Below are 15,296 nucleotides of genomic sequence, written 5' to 3'. Positions count from 1 at the left end.
TAGAAGCCGTATGACCACCCCCCTTGTTGGACCATAGTCAGGTGAATAGTATCTCTACACGTGCAGCGCCAGCCGATATTGTCTCAACGTCATCATTGGACGCCCTGCGATATCATCGACAAACATTATTACCTTGGGAAAAGCCTTAGTTCAAAGTAAGACCTGCATCAACAATGAAATCCTGGCCAGTACAGCCATTAGACTCGTCAGAACCGAGGAAGAGGGCCATGCGAGCACAATGTGAGCCATCGAGACGGAATTTGAGTGCTTGCAGTTCGACAAACTGGTTCACCGCGGCAGGGTCGAGTTGCGCCCACATCGCATCCTGTTTTGGGGTACGGATTGCGCCTGGTACAAGGCTGTTAACCCGAATGCCTCTTGCGCCCAACTCCTGCGCCAGGGTACGGGTAAAACCATGGATAGCGGCTTTTGACAGGGAGTAGCAGACTCTCCCGGGGCGACCCCTCATCCAGTTGATGGATCCCATATTGATGATGCTGCCGCTCCCTTTTTGCTCCATGCCTGGCAGCACGGCTTGGATCGCAAACAACTGGTGACGCAGATTGATATTGATGCGGTTTTCGAAATACTCCTCGGTCAGATCCTCAATTTTGTGGTGATCATCGCTGCCCGCGTTGTTGATCAGGATATCGACACTGCCCAGCTGTTGTTCAACGGTCGTAAAACACGCTTTGAGCAGAGTCAGGTCGGTGACATCGCAAAACAGAAACAGGCAGTCAAGCTCATGCGCGAGTGTTTCACCTGCTGATTTATCAAAATCGAGGAAGGCGACTTTGGCACCCTGGCTGACAAAGGCGCGCACCAACTCTTCGCCAATGCCACTGGCGCCACCTGTGATAACGGCGACCTTGCCGGCAATAGAGTGATATTGTACTTGCTGGGAATAGTTCATAACTGCTCTCCGTGAGTCATAGATTGAATTCATCTGGAAACATTAGAAAAAGTATTTAACACCAATGCGGATCCGGTATGCTTCTGCATCATAGGCAATATTTCTATCGTACCACTGTAATTCCAGATAAGGCATCCATTGTGGATTGATTCGATAACGGGTTTGACTGGTTAGCTCCCAGTGATGATCTTTCCCATTAGCACTATTGAAATTGTTAACACGAGAAAAATAGTGCGATTCAAAAGTATGGGTCAAGGCTGGCGTTATTTTATTGACAATATACAGTGCATATTCATTGGTGTCGTTATTATCGCCATGACCATCAAGATCCGTAGTTAGATAATTTTGATGATTGTAACGGTATCGTGCAATAACGGAAAAGTTATCGGTAAAGTTGTACTTTCCATCCAGATACGCAGAGCCACCAGAGCCAGAGCTAGAGGAGTTAACCAAACCACCGGCATTGACCGAGAGTTTGGTGGTTAAATTTAATAGCGGATACCATCCCTCAATTTCGTTATAACTGTGCTTTAGCTTGTCTAGTTTCTCGGTGTTATACGCATTGCTGGCCATAATCCCGGCACCAGAGTCCCAGTTATAGCCGAGTCGCAACAATAACTCATGTTGGTCGGTAGCAAAGTTAAATGCCTCACGGCTTTCAAAATAACCGCCCGCGAAAGCTGCGTTGCAGCATATAAGAGGGATTAAGCATATTTTGGGGTGGATACGCATAGTGATTGACTCGCCAATGGTAAGTTGATATTAAATCGTGCAGCGATTGGCATGAGGTAAATTAATTACCTCATGCGATGGTTTTTATCAGCCAGCTATTGAATGTTTTGCTTTACCAACTTGTAAGTGGCACAGAAATCCTCACGGCCCAAACCGTTATTCAGGCCTTGCTGGTAAATGTTATTCACCAACTCGACTCCGGGCAGGGTCAGCGCCTCTTCGCCCATGAGGTTCTTCATGATGCCGATATCTTTGGCCATGTTCTCCAGCGAGAAGACTGTGTCGTAGTTCTCGGCGATCAGGGCACCTATCTTGCTGGTCAGATAGAAGTTGCTGCCGCCACCGTAAGAGACTGCGGTGTTGAAGCTCTCTTTATCGATGCCGAAATGATCGGCGGTGGCCAGCATTTCGTTGACACTGTTCTGAATTTGGGCGACCAAGGTGTTGTGCAGCACCTTCATGATCAAACCACGGCCATTACCCCCCATGTGGATCTGGTTGCTGCCCATCATGGCCAGCAACGGCTTGACCTTTTTGTAGGCGGACAGGTCGCCACCTATGTAGATCCCGAGCTCGGCAGCCACGGCGGCAGGGACCGATTTGACCACGGGCGCATCGAGCATCACGGCACCGGTTTCTGCTACCTGGCGGGATAAGGCGATTGACACGGCCGGGTCAATGGTGGACATGTCGATGGTGATCTTGCCGGGGCCAAGGTGTGGCAGCAGTTCGGTATAGACCGCTTTGACGTGTTCGGAGCGCGGTACCATGGAGATGATCACATCCGCATCGGCTGTCAACCTGGCAATGGAAGGGGAGGCGATGGCGCCTGCATCGACCACCCGGGCGACAGCCTCCTGATTGATATCGAATACCAACACATTGCCATCAAATTTTTTGACGATGTTCTTTGACATCGCTTCACCCATCAGACCAAGACCGATAAAGCCGATAGTTTTCATCCGTTGTTTTCCTTAAATGTGGGTTTAGCAAGACCGGCGATGTCAACACGCATGCTGAACAGCGCACCTGAGAGCGGACGTGCTGCCAGTTCGGCGGCGTCCATATTTTCGCGAGTGGTGGTGATGAAGAGGGTCTTCATGTCCTCACCACCAAAACAGACCATGGTGGGGCAACGTACCGGCAAGGGATATTCGGCCAGCAATACCCCCTCTGCAGAGAAGCGGGCGATACGATGGCCATCAAACAGGGCGCTCCAGTAGCATCCTTCGACATCGATTGCAGCCCCATCCGGGCGCCCTTCGCCGGCGCGGGCTGCAAACTCGCGCAGCAGTTGCCGTTGACCGAGTGAACCGTCGCGGGCCAGCGGAGTGCGATAAAGGCGGCGGTTGGGGGTATCAGTGGTGTACATCCAGCGCATGTCCGGGCTGAATGCCAAGCCATTGGCTCCCAGAATGTCGCACTGGATCACCGACATCTGCAGCTCGGCATCAACCCGGCATAGCAGGGCGCCGTTGTAATCTCGTGGGCTCCAGTAAGTGCCTGCATAGAAACGACCCGCCTGATCGGTACCGCCATCATTAAAACGGGCCAGCGCTGGGTTATTGGGGTTATCGGCGACTTTTCGCTCGATCTGGCCGTGCTGATCGCACAGATAGATCCCGGTGCGCATCGCTGCGATAAAGCCACCCTGTTCGCGCAGGGCAAAACAACCCACTTCTTCGGGGAAGGGGATTGTCGTCATGACGCCGCTTTCGGGGTGATAGCGGTGCAGGCAACGCTCGAGAATATCGGTCCAGTAGAGCGCCTGTTCAGCAGTGCTCCAGGTCGGGCACTCGGGCAGATGGCCGCGGTAGTCGGCCAGTAGCAGAGCAGGATTAGGCATAGTGAGAAACCTCAAGCAGCATGGCGATCTGCAACTGCCCATTGGCTGGCACAGTGGCCATGGCCAGCGCAGGATCACCAAAGCCACCGTTGTTGATGGCATCGTTGATATGAGAAACCGGCTCGATGGCGATGAAGTCACGATCGGCGGGCGGCAGAAACAGGATGGCGTGAGGCGCATCGGGTGAGCTCAGGGTCACCATCAGCTTCTCATCTGGCCAGCGCACCCGTGCACAGCCACTCCAGTGATGGAAGCAGTTATCGACACTGGCGGGTTCAGGTTTGCGCCAGGTGCGATAGTTCCATTGGGCCGGTAGTGGCGCGAGACCAGTGGGCAGGGACTTGTGGTCGTTGAGTACCACACCGCCTGCGTCGAACTGGATCTCGGCGTGCGCCGCACGGGGAAAATAGGGGTGAAAGCCCAGCCCAGCCGGGACAGCGTGATCGGCCAGATTGTGGTAAGTGAGTACGATATGCAGCGCATTATCTTGCAGGGTAAAGCGCTGAGTTGCCCGATAAGGCCAGGGCCATTGCGCCGCGGATGCTCCCTGTGCGTCATGGTGCAGGGTCAGCACGACAGAGTCATCATCTGCATCCCCTTCTTGCCATGGCTGCTGCCAGCCGTTGCCATGAATTGAGTGGGGATGATCGCCAAAGTTACGCAGCAGGGCGTAATCACATCCGGCGAAGTGAAACCGTCCATGAGCGATACGGTTGGAGTAAGGTACCAGGGGAAAACAGCCCCCCTGGTTGACCGTGACGTTCTGACCATCGGGCAGAGAGCGCAAGATCTCCCTGCCATGCCAGGTCAGTTTGCCGATAGCGCCACCGAGCTCGGGGATGAGCTCCAGATCAAGCGGGCCGCTTTGGCGGTGAAGCCTCTTCATCAGTAAACCTCGCCACCGGATATGCTCAGACGTTCCCCCCGGATCGCGGCGAGCTGTTCACGGGCGCGAGCCAGCAGGTAACTCATGTCGGAGCCGAGCGCCACGAAGCTAAAACCCATCTCTTGATATTTGTTCACCAGCTCGGGGTTGCCACCGACGATCCCGCAAGGCAATCCCAATCGCTGGCACTTCTCCAGCCCTTCGCGGATCTTGGCTTGCACCTCGGGGTGAGAGGGATTGCCAATATGGCCCATGGCTGCGCTCATGTCGCCGGGGCCGATAAAGAAGCCGGTCACTCCTTCAATGGCCATCTCTTCCATGGCATCAATGGCGTCAGGGGTCTCAATTTGCAGGATCAGGCAGAGCTCTTCCCGGGCTTTACGCACGAATTCGGGGTCGGCACCGTAACCGGACGCACGATGCACCGCGGCAAAGCCGCGTTTGCCTAGGGGAGGGTAGTAGGCCGCCTCTACCGCTTTGCGGGCTTCTGCTGCACTGTTGACAAACGGCACCATCAGCGATGTTGCACCGCCATCCAGCGCCCGTTTGATCAACACTGTGTCGTTCCAGGCCAGGCGGTAGAGTGGGGTGGTGGCCGGGTTGCTGGCACGAATGGCGCGATCGATGCGGATCGCATCCAGGCTATCGACCGGTACATGTTCCTGGTCCAGCACCAAAAAATCGAAACCGACAGTCGCCATGGCTTCCGCCACCGTATCGCTGCCAGTCATCATCCAGGTGCCCAGTGGGCGTGGACCTTGAGTAATCGCAAGTTTGAACGGATTCATTGTTTGCTCCTTTAAAAAATCGGGGGCTCGGGCACTTTGCTGCCAGCCTGGAGGAAATCGAAGTCACAGCCCTGATCGGCCTGGGTCACATGTTGTTGATAGAGTGCGGCATAAGAGCGTTCATAAACTTTGTGTACCGGTTTGAGCGTGCGGCGGCGCTCGGCCAGCTCTTCATCACTGACCAGCATGTTGAGACGGCCATTGGCGATATCGAGCTCGATGAGGTCACCGGTACGTACCAGTGCCAGTGGGCCACCAATTGCCGCTTCAGGGGCAACGTGCAGGATGCAGGTGCCATAGTGAGTACCGGACATGCGGGCATCGCTGATCCGCACCATGTCGGTGACGCCTTGTTGCAGCAGCTTTTTCGGGATTGGCAGGTTGCCCCACTCCGGCATGCCCGGCGCGCCGACCGGGCCGGCATTGCGCAGGATAATCACTGACTCCTTGGTTACCTCAAGGGCTGGGTCATCGATGTGATCCGAGAGCTCTTGATGGCTGTCAAAGACGATGGCGGGGCCCTTGTGGTGACGCAGTTCGGGTTTGGCGGCAGATGATTTCATCACAGCCCCGTTGGGACACAGATTGCCGCGCAATACTGTCAATGCACATCCACGGGAGAGCGGTACCACAGGGTTATCGAGCGAGCGGATCACGTTGTCGTCATAACATGTCGCGTTGGCAATCCACTGTGCAACGGGACGATTGGTGACCCCGATCGCATCGAGGTGGAGGAATGACTCCACCTTTTTCAGCTGGGCCATCAGACCGCCGGCGAAGAAGAACTCCTCCATCAACTGATCACCAGAGGGAAACAGATTGGCCAGCACAGGGACTTCCCGTGCTACCGACTCCATGTCTTCCAGAGTGAGGTTGATGCCTGCCCGGTTGGCCATCGCAATCATGTGGATCGCGGCATTGGTGGAGCCGCCGAGCGCCATGTAGGCCACTACGCCATTGAGGAAGTTGGCTCGGGTCAGCCAGCGGGAAGGTTTGTGATCATGCCACACCATGTCGACGATGATTTGGCCGCATTGGGCTGCCATCTGGACGTGTCGCGAGTCAGCGGCGGGGATGGAGCTGGCCCCCGGCAACATAAAGCCCATGGCATCGGCGATGGAGGTCATGGTGGATGCCGTGCCCATGGTATTGCAGGTGCCGATGGAGCGAGTCATCGCCCCCTCCAGCTCGATCCAGTCATGCTGGGTAATGGCCCCCAAGCGCAATTGGTCCCAGAACTTCTTGGTATGGGTACCGGCACCGGTGACATGGCCGCGCCATTTGCCGCTCGACATGGGGCCGGCGGGGCAGAAGATCACCGGCAAGTCCATCGAAATGGCACCCATCAGCAGGGCTGGCGTGGATTTGTCGCAACCGCCGAGCAGCACGGCCCCATCGATCGGATGCTGGCGCAGCAGCTCTTCTGCCTCCATCGCCAGAAAGTTGCGATAGAGCATGGTGGTCGGCTTGACCAATACTTCCCCGACCGACAGCGCGGGCAATTCAACGGGGTAGCCCCCCGCGGCCCAGACAGCTCGTTTGACGGCCTCGGCGCGCTCACGCAGGTGGCTATGGCAGGGGCTCATTTCACTCCAGGTATTGATGATCCCGATCACGGGCTTGCCCATGAATTCGTCGCGGTTCAAGCCACTTTGCTGACTGCGTTGACGGTGGGCGAAGGCACGGATGGTGTCGGGGGCATACCAGCGTTGGCTACGCAGCGCCGAGATATCGAGCTTGGCCAGGTTTTCACTGTTGAATGACATAGGAATACCGCTCTCTTTGTCTGATTTGATTAAGGATTAATTCAATAAAAACAGCATGTTAAATTCCCCCATTCTGACCTGCGCGAAGAAGATGGCTGTCAGGCGATGGAGTAGATTGCTCATGTATCCGGTGATGGGGTCTCCGGGGAGAAGCAAGGGCATGGCGTTGTGCCAGCTCCCGGACGATCTGTTGATAGCGGGCATCAGTGAGCGGGTAGAACAGCAACATCAAGGCTGCAGCGCAAATCAGGGCGCAGATCGGGTAGAGAAACATCAGATTAGCGATGCTGCTTTGGGTCTCGGTGCTTTGCGTCGCGTTGGGAACATAGCCTGACCATGCCAGCACCAGCCCGGGAATGAGGCCCGCAAGCGCGGCCGAGCATTTGCGGCAGAAGGTCAGACTGCAGTAGACCAGCCCCTCGGTGCGGATGCCGGTTTTCCATTCCCCATACTCGACGGTGTCAGAGATGAACGCCCAGTTGAGACTGTTGACGAAAGCGGATCCCCACAGGGCTAGGGAGGTAAAGAGGATGTAATCGAGAGCGCTCTCGCTGTAGAGGTAGTTGAGCAGGTCACCGCATATCCACACGCCAATACCGGCCAGATAGACAGGTAGTTTGCCAAAACGGTGCACGGCAAAGGGAACCAGCAATACCCCCAGGTAGATACACCCTATGCTGATGAAGCTCATGTAGGCGATCATCGATACGTCGCCAATCACATATTGGGCGTAAAAAACCTGAACAATCAGCTTGGTGTTGAACGCTGCCAGCGTCAGCAGATTGGCCAGCGCCAGGATGCCCAGCGGACGGTTTGCCAGCACGGCCCGTGCGTTGGTTTGTACTGCCGAAAACCCCGATTCGTTGACAACCGATGGCAGCACATGGCGTTCACGAACTCTGCTGTAGCAAAAGAGTACTGCTGCAGCCCCCATGACCGAATAAATCAGTACCGCAACGCTATAGCCGACCTGTGGCTTGTCAAACAGCAATACCAGCGGCATGAACCCTACCGAGCAGAGCAGTAATCCGGTATTGGCTCCCCCCTGGCGCCAGGCGGCGAGCTCGGCTCGGTCCTGGAGTCGCTTGGTGAGGGCCGGGACCATGGCGCCATAGGAGGCATTGCCAAAACTGTAAAAGGCACCAAACATCATGAACAGCAGGGTAAACAGCACTGTTTTAGCGATGACCGGGAGCTCAACGCTGGTAAACAGGGCGGTGTTGATAAGAGCCAGTGGCACTATGGTCCAGAGCAGGAAGGGGCGAAATTTACCTCTGGGGCCGAGCTCGGAACGATTATCCAGCACGCTGCCGGTCACCAGATCGGTGCAGGCGGTAAAGAACTTCGAAACCAGAAAGATTGCTCCGGCCCATGCTGCCGGAATGGCTGCCACATCGGTCAGGAAGATCAGCAAATAGAGAGTTGTGCAGTTGAGCAGGAAGTTATAGCCGAGATCACCCACTCCGTAGGCCATCTTTTCCTGCCATGCCAGACGGTCACTTGCCACATTGCGATATGTCATGGGATCACATCCTTGAAGAGAGCAACAGCGTGGCCAGCACGCCGCTGCCAGTTGCATGAGAGTCAGCTTTGGGTGGTCGCCACACGGCGGGCACCAAGGCTGGCGATGATCTCTTGATAGCGCTGCTCGTTGAGGGTGTAGAAGAGGGCCACCACCAGTGCCGTTACGATGGCCAGGCTTGCCGGGTAGATGAAAATCAGTCCGGTGATCCCGGCTTTGGCGGCATCGGTTTGCTCCACATTGGGCATATAGCCAACCAGTGCCAGAGCGAACCCGGGGACGAACCCTGCGATAGCTTGCGAACACTTTCTAAAGAAGGTCATGCCGCAGTAGACCAAGCCTTCGGTACGGGTACCGGTTTTCCACTCACCGTACTCAACGGTATCTGAGACAAATGCCCAGTTAAGGCTGTTGACGAAAGAGGTGCCAAAGAACGCCAGCGAGGTGAACAGCACGTAACTCATGACGGTGCCACCGAACAGGTAGTTGGCAATGTCGCCGGAGATCCACAGGCACAATCCGGCCAGATAGACAGGTTTTTTGCCGAAGCGGCGTACCAGCGCAGGCACAGACAACACCCCGAGGTAGATGCACCCCATGCTGACAAAGCTCATGTAAGAGACCATGGAGACATCACCCAGAATGTACTGGGCGTAGAAGACCTGCACGGTGAGTTTGACGTTGAATGCGGAGAGGGTCAGCAGGTTGGCTACTGCCAGCACCAGCAACTGGTTGTTCTTGAGTACCGCCTTGAGCCCCTCCTTGATAGTGGGCTTCTCGACGATCTGGTCAGGGTCATTACCTATGATGGTGTGGTGTTCTTTGACGTTGAGGTAGCAAAAGAGTACCGCCGCCAAGCCGACCGAGGTGTAGGCCAGGGCTGCCACCATGTAGCCGGTCTCCTGGGATTCAAACAACATGGCGATGGGCATGAAACCGACGGTGGCCAGCAACAAGCCAGTGTTGGCTCCGCCCTGACGCCATGCTGCCAGCTCTGCGCGATCCTGAACATTTTTGGTCATAGAGGGCACCATGGCGCCATAGCTGGCATTGCCCAAGCTAAAGAACAGGCCAAAGGCCATAAAGCAGACGATGAACAGGGTGGTCTTGGTCTCGCTGTCGAGCTCAAAATTGCAAAACAGCAACATGTTGCAGACAAACAGCGGCACTATGGTCCAGAGCAGCATCGGACGAAACTTGCCGCGAGGTCCGAAGCTCTTGCGGGTGTCGAGGAAAATGCCGGTGCCCAGGTCGGTGAAGCCGGTGAACACTTTCGCCACCAAAAAGATGACGCCTGCCCACGCCGCATTGATACCTGCTACATCGGTCAGAAATTTAAGCAGGTAGAGGGTGGTGATATTCAATACAAAGTTGTAACCAAAATCGCCGACGCCATAGGCAAGTTTTTCCCTAAAAGGCAGTCTGCTTTCGATATGCGCCTGAACAACCATTTTATTCTCCATAGTGTGGAATCCATCCGGCAGCCCAATAATCGTAGCGATGCGATTGTTGGCGCAAGGGTGATTGTTGAAAAGTGGGATCCAGATCGAGAGATTGCGCTGGTGGTTAAGGATTCTCTTACAAATGGTGTTTGCAAACGGGCCAAACGTTTTCATGTGGCGGGTGTTGATTGGTGATCGAGATCGCTGTTTGGGTTTTACGCGATTGAAATGAAATCGTAGCGCTATTATTGTGTTTGCGAGCAAGCGGGGATGGCCCGACTAAACAGGAGCTTATGCAATGCAACTCGAATTTTCGTCACAGGCGTTAACGATTCAGCACCAGCAGCAGTTGTTATTTTCTCATCAAGCGGATGCCCCGGCGTTTTATATAGGCAAGGGCCGGGAAAAAATGGAAATTTATCGCGGCAACTTTGACATCGAAGACTACATCGAGTCTCGCGTTGCATTGGCTCATATCGAACAGGTTGACAACAACCTGTTTGTTTTTGCCCCGAATGCCTTTACTCCTGCTTTGCTACAGGTGGCAGTGGTGTGTGATGGCGATGATGTGATGCTTTATCCGACCATACTGGACGAGGCATATAACCGCTTTTGGGTCAGATTGCCGGCCGAACGTAAAGAGCATGTCTGGGGTTGTGGCGAGCAGATGTCCTATTTCGATTTGCGTGGTCGTCACTTTCCGTTGTGGACGTCAGAGCCCGGTGTTGGTCGCCATCCCCACAGCGAGATCAAATGGAAAGCCGATGTGATGGGCAAAGCCGGTGGGGATTACTACCACACCAACTATCCGCAACCCACGTTTGTCTCCTCTCGCAAATACAGCTGCCATATCGACACCACCGCTTATGCCGATTTCGATTTTCGTCACGAAGGGTTTCATGAGCTGCAAGTGTGGGCGATCCCGCAGGCCATCGAGTTGCGCACCGCAGAGAGCTATCTGGGCATTATCGAAAAACTGTCCGCCCGGTTTGGCCGCCAGCCCCGGTTGCCTGAGTGGGTTTACAAGGGGGCGATCCTTGGTCTGAAGGGGGGAGAGGTCAATACCTTCAGTCGTCTGGAAAACGCCCTTGACCATGGTATCAAGGTTTCGGGTCTGTGGAGTGAAGACTGGTGCGGCTTGCGGGTCACCTCGTTTGGCAAGCGCCTGTTCTGGGACTGGGATTGGCAGCACCATCAGGATCGCTACCCCAATCTGCCCGCCAGGATCAAGGCGCTCAATGACCAGGGCATCGAGTTCATGGCCTACGTCAACCCCTACCTGTGTGAAGATGGCAAGCTGTTTCCGATCGCCAAAGAGCTCGGCTATATGGCGCTGGACAAGGATGGTCAGGTTGCGCTGGTCGACTTTGGCGAATTCTATTGCGGCTGTATCGACTTTACCAATCCAGATGCCATGGCCTGGTTCCGTGATACCGTGCTGCGTAAAAACATGCTGGATATGGGGATCAAGGGGTGGATGGCTGACTTTGGCGAGTACCTGCCGACCGATAATATCTACCTGCACAACGGTGTCGATGCCAAGCTGATGCACAATGCCTGGCCGACTCTGTGGGCCCAGTGCAACGCTGAAGCGATCGCGATGAACGGCCAAACCGGTGATGCCCTGTTCTTTATGCGAGCCGGTTACACCGGGGTGCAGCAATACTGCCCGCTACTGTGGGCAGGCGATCAATGTGTCGATTTCAGCCGTCACGACGGTCTGGTCACGGTGATCTCGGGGGCGCTCTCCTCCGGTATGTTGGGGAACGCGTATCACCACTCGGATATCGGTGGCTACACCTCACTGTTTGGCAACCGTCGAACCAAGGAGCTGTTTGACCGCTGGGTTGAAATGGCTGCCTTTACCCCAGTCATGCGTACCCACGAAGGTAACCGCCCTGATGAGAATTTCCAGTTTGACCAGGATGGCAGCACGTTGGCGCATTTTGCCCGGATGACCCGAGTTTATTGCCACCTGACTCCTTACTTGCGTAGCCTGGTGGATGAAGCGGCCGAGAAAGGGTATCCGGTTCAACGTGCCATGATGCTGCATTTTGAACATGATCCCGAGACCTACGTCATACAGGATCAATACCTCTATGGGTCAGAGTTGCTGGTGGCACCGGTTCACCAAGGGGATGTGCGTGAGTGGACAACTTACCTGCCTGCAGGTGAGCAGTGGACGCATGTCTGGAGCGGCCAGCGCTTTACAGGGGGCCAGCGGGTCACTCTGCCTGCACCGATTGGCCAGCCCCCGGTGTTCTATCGTGCCAAAAGTCCTTGGACTTCGCTGTTTGCCGAGCTAAAGGATCTGGCGTAAATCGCACCGGCGTTCGCTATAGAGGATGCGACCCGGATAACCCATGGCCGTGACAATGTTCACGGCCATTATGTTTCAACAGAGGAGCAGAGCAGCATGATTGACACTCTTGACGTTGTGCAAAACCCCAGCCAGGACGACATAGATTTTTTACGAGACAACCTGATCAAAACCAATCGTGAGTTTGTCGGTGAACAGATACGTCGCCCACTTGCCATATTCTATCAGGATGATCAGATGCGTCGTGCCGGAGGATGCAGCGGCCATACCTACGGTAACTGGCTCTATATCGAGTATCTGTGGGTGGCCAGTAGCCTGCGGGGGCGCGGTGTAGGAGGCCGGTTATTGGCGGCGATGGAGCAGGCTGCCCGCGAGCGCGGCTGCTGTTTTTCACAGCTCGATACTTTTAGCTTTCAAGCAAAGCCTTTTTACCAAGCGCGGGGGTATTCAGTCGTCATGACGTTGGAAAAGTGCCCGGTGTTTCATCAACGATATTACTTAACCAAAACCTTGTAGCGCAGGCAGTGACTGGTGTCCTGCTTAAAAATATCTGACGCAACGGATAGTGTTTTGGTAGATACATGGGGGGCATTTATCTTCATGGGCTATTTATCAAGGCCATGGTTTTGTGATGGTTCATGGTGTGACTGTATTGGCTTGGTCACAAAACAAACCGGGTACTCTGTCTGGGGATCAAGTCAAATCCGGCATCAATGATCTCGCCTTTATAATCGGGCTCGCGAGCCATCCGCAACATCATGGATGCAGCCTGGCTGGCAACAGAGTGGATATTGATATTGATACTGGACAAGGTCACGGGTGCCAGATAACCGCTGCCTGGAAAGTCGCCAAACCCGATGATAGAGAGTTGCTCTGGTACCGGGATATTGCGTGCAATCGCCTCCATCAGCAATGCCGTACCAATGGTATCGTTTGATGCAAAAATGCCGTCGAGTTTGCGCTCTTTGAGCAGTGTCTTGATGAGTAGCTCGCGCGCGGCGGGATAAATATTGTCGCTGTAAGGGATTTCGACCAACAAGGGATCCATACCCGCCGTCTCAAGTGCCTGGCAAAAGCCGCTGTAGCGGCTCTGCGCACGCACGTCATCGTTAAAACGGGTCGTGAAATAGGCAATTTTATGGCAACCGGAGCGTATCAGGTAAGATGCGGCATCGTAACCCACCTGAAAATGATCGATACCGACCTGCGCGACAAACGGACTGGCTTCACCGATTTGCCATGCTTGAACCACAGGCACCGCACTGTGCTCCAGCATACGAATCGTAGTATCACTGTGCTTAGCGCCAGTGAGGGTTATGGCAGCAGGAGACCATTGTAAAATGGAGCGGATCTGCTGCTCCTCTTTTTCCATGGAGTGATCATGAGATGCGATATAGAGCTGAAAACCTGCATCACTCACGATATGTTCAATCTGTTGGACAAAGGTACTAAAGGTAATATTGGAAATGGAAGGAACGATAATTGCCATTGCCGAGCTTCGCCCGGCAGTAAACTGACTGGCAATTTTGTTGTGCACATAACCCAATTCATCAATGGCACGCTGAATTTTATGGCCGGTATTGGCTTTTACCTTGTCTGGATGACGTACATAAAGTGAGACTGTCGAGGGGGACACTTTGGCCAGGGCCGCGACATCATCAAGCTTGACGGTTTGTTTGCTTCTCGAGGACACGTGTTCTGCTTCCTGATTGGTTTTACTCGGCTCGATATCCTTCGTGATCTGAGGGTAAAGCCATCCAATAATCTCCCGACATGTATTTAAGTGTATAAAAAATAAGGCTTAAGTAAAAGTGATGATTCGCTGTAGGAGGTGCGTCGGCAATTCGGGTTACTTGTATGGTAATTAGATTTTGGTTAGCCATTACAAATAAAAACGTGTTGCCAAGAGCGCTTGACCGTTTTGGCATCCAACGTCGAAAAATGAGCCTGTTTAACCGCCATTACCCATGGCAGTTCACTGTTCAAATAAACACCACACCCCATGGTGAAGGGGTGTTACTTCAGGGTATGAGTATGAGTGTTTAGTGTTATGGGAATAGGTAGTTCTCATCGGCACTCTCTGCAATCGTCTAATGGGTGTTACAACCGCGTTGGATAGCTCACCGTTCAGTGCCTGGGACGTAGCGACAACCACTTGGCATGGGGGTTATTGAGCATGTGGCTCTGATGAAGGTAGTGGAGATACGTTCGCCTCCTGCCGGTATTGGCGCAGCAGTTTGAGGAAATCGTCCGGTTCCCGATCCAGGCTGCCTACCGGGATCAACAGGTCATAACCGAGCAAGTGGCGCATGCGAATCATCCGGTGGGCCAGCATGGCCAATGCGCCATCGTAGTGCAGCCCTTGCGGGGAGCAAAAGTGACTCTCCTCCAGCCAGTCGATGCCCTGTAAGGGATCATTGGTATGCACAGGCTGCTCATGGGGCTTCTCATTATGCAAGGCATGCAGCAACACAGGGCGCTGCTCTGTCAACAGATGCACGGCCAGTCTGGGAGTGATCAGGGTCAGAAACTCGTCATACTGTTTTATCTTGAAACCGATATAGGGCAGGGGCTGGAGATCCCAACCAACATGGATTCTGGGTTGATCGATACGCTGGATGTTGTGCCACTTCAGTGCCCAGCCGCCATATTTGTGGTGATAGTGGAGGGATTGCTGGCATAGGGAGAGGCTGATCGGGGGTTCATTGAGCTTGAGCCAGCCTATCAAGGTCATCATCATGCCACTCAGTAGCAATATATAGGCCGGGAGCACCGGGCCTTCCACAAGCAACCAGAGCAGTAATAGCATCAGGCTGGTGATGAGCCCCCCGGCCCAGATCAGGGTCAGCCCGTTTCGGCGGACCAGAGGCTTTATATGTTGTGTCTCCATTTAACCTCCTTGTCCTGATGAGAGGGGCGATCTTTTATGACACCACCTGATTGTCTTTGAGCAAGTATAAGAGCCGCGTTTTTGCGCTGGCCAGCAAAGCAAATGGCAGTCATGGGCCGGCTCGGGTATAGTCCTGCGCCAATGGCGTTATCCTGTTTTGCTGACCCGTCGTGGCCCAGGTGGTGGCGAGG

At 54.4% G+C, this 15,296-nt stretch carries 14 protein-coding genes; 3 read left to right on the top strand and 11 right to left on the bottom strand.

Going from position 1 to position 15,296, the window contains the following annotated elements; genetic code table 11:
* Positions 1-145: 145 nt before the first annotated feature.
* From G5149_RS06655 to G5149_RS06615, 9 genes are all read right to left on the bottom strand, one after another.
* Complete coding sequence (locus G5149_RS06655) at positions 146-913, bottom strand: SDR family oxidoreductase (protein WP_337072921.1); 768 nt, start codon at positions 911-913, stop codon at positions 146-148.
* A gap of 42 nt (positions 914-955) precedes the next feature.
* Positions 956-1,645, bottom strand: a complete 690-nt coding sequence (gene ompL, locus G5149_RS06650; protein WP_337072920.1) for a porin OmpL — start codon at positions 1,643-1,645, stop codon at positions 956-958.
* A gap of 95 nt (positions 1,646-1,740) precedes the next feature.
* The gene (locus tag G5149_RS06645; protein WP_337072919.1) at positions 1,741-2,607 is read right to left on the bottom strand and encodes an NAD(P)-dependent oxidoreductase; all 867 of its coding nucleotides are present in this window, start codon (positions 2,605-2,607) and stop codon (positions 1,741-1,743) included.
* Complete coding sequence (locus tag G5149_RS06640) at positions 2,604-3,491, bottom strand: SMP-30/gluconolactonase/LRE family protein (protein WP_337072918.1); 888 nt, start codon at positions 3,489-3,491, stop codon at positions 2,604-2,606. The genes G5149_RS06645 and G5149_RS06640 overlap by 4 nt, the downstream gene beginning before the upstream one ends.
* Positions 3,484-4,377, bottom strand: a complete 894-nt coding sequence (locus tag G5149_RS06635) for an aldose 1-epimerase (RefSeq protein WP_005346308.1) — start codon at positions 4,375-4,377, stop codon at positions 3,484-3,486. Before G5149_RS06635 ends, G5149_RS06640 begins: the two co-directional genes overlap by 8 nt.
* Complete coding sequence (locus tag G5149_RS06630; RefSeq protein ID WP_069556388.1) at positions 4,377-5,165, bottom strand: HpcH/HpaI aldolase family protein; 789 nt, start codon at positions 5,163-5,165, stop codon at positions 4,377-4,379. The genes G5149_RS06635 and G5149_RS06630 overlap by 1 nt, the downstream gene beginning before the upstream one ends.
* A gap of 11 nt (positions 5,166-5,176) precedes the next feature.
* Positions 5,177-6,931: an L-arabinonate dehydratase gene (araD, locus tag G5149_RS06625; RefSeq protein WP_337072917.1), complete on the bottom strand. Its 1,755-nt coding sequence runs from the start codon at positions 6,929-6,931 to the stop codon at positions 5,177-5,179.
* Between the two features lie 58 nt (positions 6,932-6,989).
* Positions 6,990-8,453 (bottom strand): glycoside-pentoside-hexuronide (GPH):cation symporter, encoded by a 1,464-nt coding sequence (locus G5149_RS06620; protein WP_216978943.1) that lies wholly within the window; start codon positions 8,451-8,453, stop codon positions 6,990-6,992.
* 62 nt (positions 8,454-8,515) lie between these two features.
* Positions 8,516-9,904 (bottom strand): glycoside-pentoside-hexuronide (GPH):cation symporter, encoded by a 1,389-nt coding sequence (locus G5149_RS06615; protein WP_337072916.1) that lies wholly within the window; start codon positions 9,902-9,904, stop codon positions 8,516-8,518.
* Between G5149_RS06615 and G5149_RS06610 the strand changes: the two genes are divergently transcribed.
* The 3 genes from G5149_RS06610 to G5149_RS06600 all read left to right on the top strand — a co-directional run bounded on the left by G5149_RS06610 (position 9,887) and on the right by G5149_RS06600 (position 12,731).
* Entirely contained in the window at positions 9,887-10,090 is a 204-nt protein-coding gene (locus G5149_RS06610) for a hypothetical protein (RefSeq protein ID WP_254204486.1), read from the top strand. The two genes, G5149_RS06615 and G5149_RS06610, sit on opposite strands and share 18 nt — an antisense overlap.
* A gap of 103 nt (positions 10,091-10,193) precedes the next feature.
* Positions 10,194-12,215, top strand: a complete 2,022-nt coding sequence (locus tag G5149_RS06605) for an alpha-glucosidase (protein ID WP_216978941.1) — start codon at positions 10,194-10,196, stop codon at positions 12,213-12,215.
* Positions 12,216-12,311: 96 nt separating this feature from the next.
* Entirely contained in the window at positions 12,312-12,731 is a 420-nt protein-coding gene (locus tag G5149_RS06600) for a GNAT family N-acetyltransferase (RefSeq protein WP_337072914.1), read from the top strand.
* A 145-nt stretch (positions 12,732-12,876) separates the two neighbouring features.
* On the opposite strand, the gene G5149_RS06595 is transcribed toward G5149_RS06600, so the two are convergent.
* Positions 12,877-13,908, bottom strand: a complete 1,032-nt coding sequence (locus G5149_RS06595; RefSeq protein ID WP_005346285.1) for a LacI family DNA-binding transcriptional regulator — start codon at positions 13,906-13,908, stop codon at positions 12,877-12,879.
* 474 nt (positions 13,909-14,382) lie between these two features.
* Positions 14,383-15,105 carry a DUF2982 domain-containing protein gene (locus tag G5149_RS06590; RefSeq protein WP_421212123.1) on the bottom strand — a complete coding sequence of 241 codons (723 nt, stop codon included), beginning with the start codon at positions 15,103-15,105 and terminating at the stop codon, positions 14,383-14,385.
* Between the last annotated feature and the right edge of the window lie 191 nt (positions 15,106-15,296).

The sequence above is a fragment of the Aeromonas sp. 600479 genome, assembly GCF_049175515.1.
GTDB classification, from domain to species: domain Bacteria; phylum Pseudomonadota; class Gammaproteobacteria; order Enterobacterales; family Aeromonadaceae; genus Aeromonas; species Aeromonas veronii_A.
Note: the sequence above shows the minus strand (reverse complement) of the source record. Positions and strands in the feature narration are given on the sequence as shown.

What these genes read in the sequence shown, in the direction of transcription:
- G5149_RS06655 (WP_337072921.1), bottom strand. Translation starts at nt 913, where the DNA reads ATGAACTATTCCCAGCAAGTACAATATCACTCTATTGCCGGCAAGGTC.
- ompL (WP_337072920.1), bottom strand. Translation starts at nt 1,645, where the DNA reads ATGCGTATCCACCCCAAAATATGCTTAATCCCTCTTATATGCTGCAAC.
- G5149_RS06645 (WP_337072919.1), bottom strand. Translation starts at nt 2,607, where the DNA reads ATGAAAACTATCGGCTTTATCGGTCTTGGTCTGATGGGTGAAGCGATG.
- G5149_RS06640 (WP_337072918.1), bottom strand. Translation starts at nt 3,491, where the DNA reads ATGCCTAATCCTGCTCTGCTACTGGCCGACTACCGCGGCCATCTGCCC.
- G5149_RS06635 (WP_005346308.1), bottom strand. Translation starts at nt 4,377, where the DNA reads ATGAAGAGGCTTCACCGCCAAAGCGGCCCGCTTGATCTGGAGCTCATC.
- G5149_RS06630 (WP_069556388.1), bottom strand. Translation starts at nt 5,165, where the DNA reads ATGAATCCGTTCAAACTTGCGATTACTCAAGGTCCACGCCCACTGGGC.
- araD (WP_337072917.1), bottom strand. Translation starts at nt 6,931, where the DNA reads ATGTCATTCAACAGTGAAAACCTGGCCAAGCTCGATATCTCGGCGCTG.
- G5149_RS06620 (WP_216978943.1), bottom strand. Translation starts at nt 8,453, where the DNA reads ATGACATATCGCAATGTGGCAAGTGACCGTCTGGCATGGCAGGAAAAG.
- G5149_RS06610 (WP_254204486.1), top strand. Translation starts at nt 9,887, where the DNA reads ATGCGCCTGAACAACCATTTTATTCTCCATAGTGTGGAATCCATCCGG.
- G5149_RS06615 (WP_337072916.1), bottom strand. Translation starts at nt 9,904, where the DNA reads ATGGTTGTTCAGGCGCATATCGAAAGCAGACTGCCTTTTAGGGAAAAA.
- G5149_RS06605 (WP_216978941.1), top strand. Translation starts at nt 10,194, where the DNA reads ATGCAACTCGAATTTTCGTCACAGGCGTTAACGATTCAGCACCAGCAG.
- G5149_RS06600 (WP_337072914.1), top strand. Translation starts at nt 12,312, where the DNA reads ATGATTGACACTCTTGACGTTGTGCAAAACCCCAGCCAGGACGACATA.
- G5149_RS06590 (WP_421212123.1), bottom strand. Translation starts at nt 15,105, where the DNA reads ATGGAGACACAACATATAAAGCCTCTGGTCCGCCGAAACGGGCTGACC.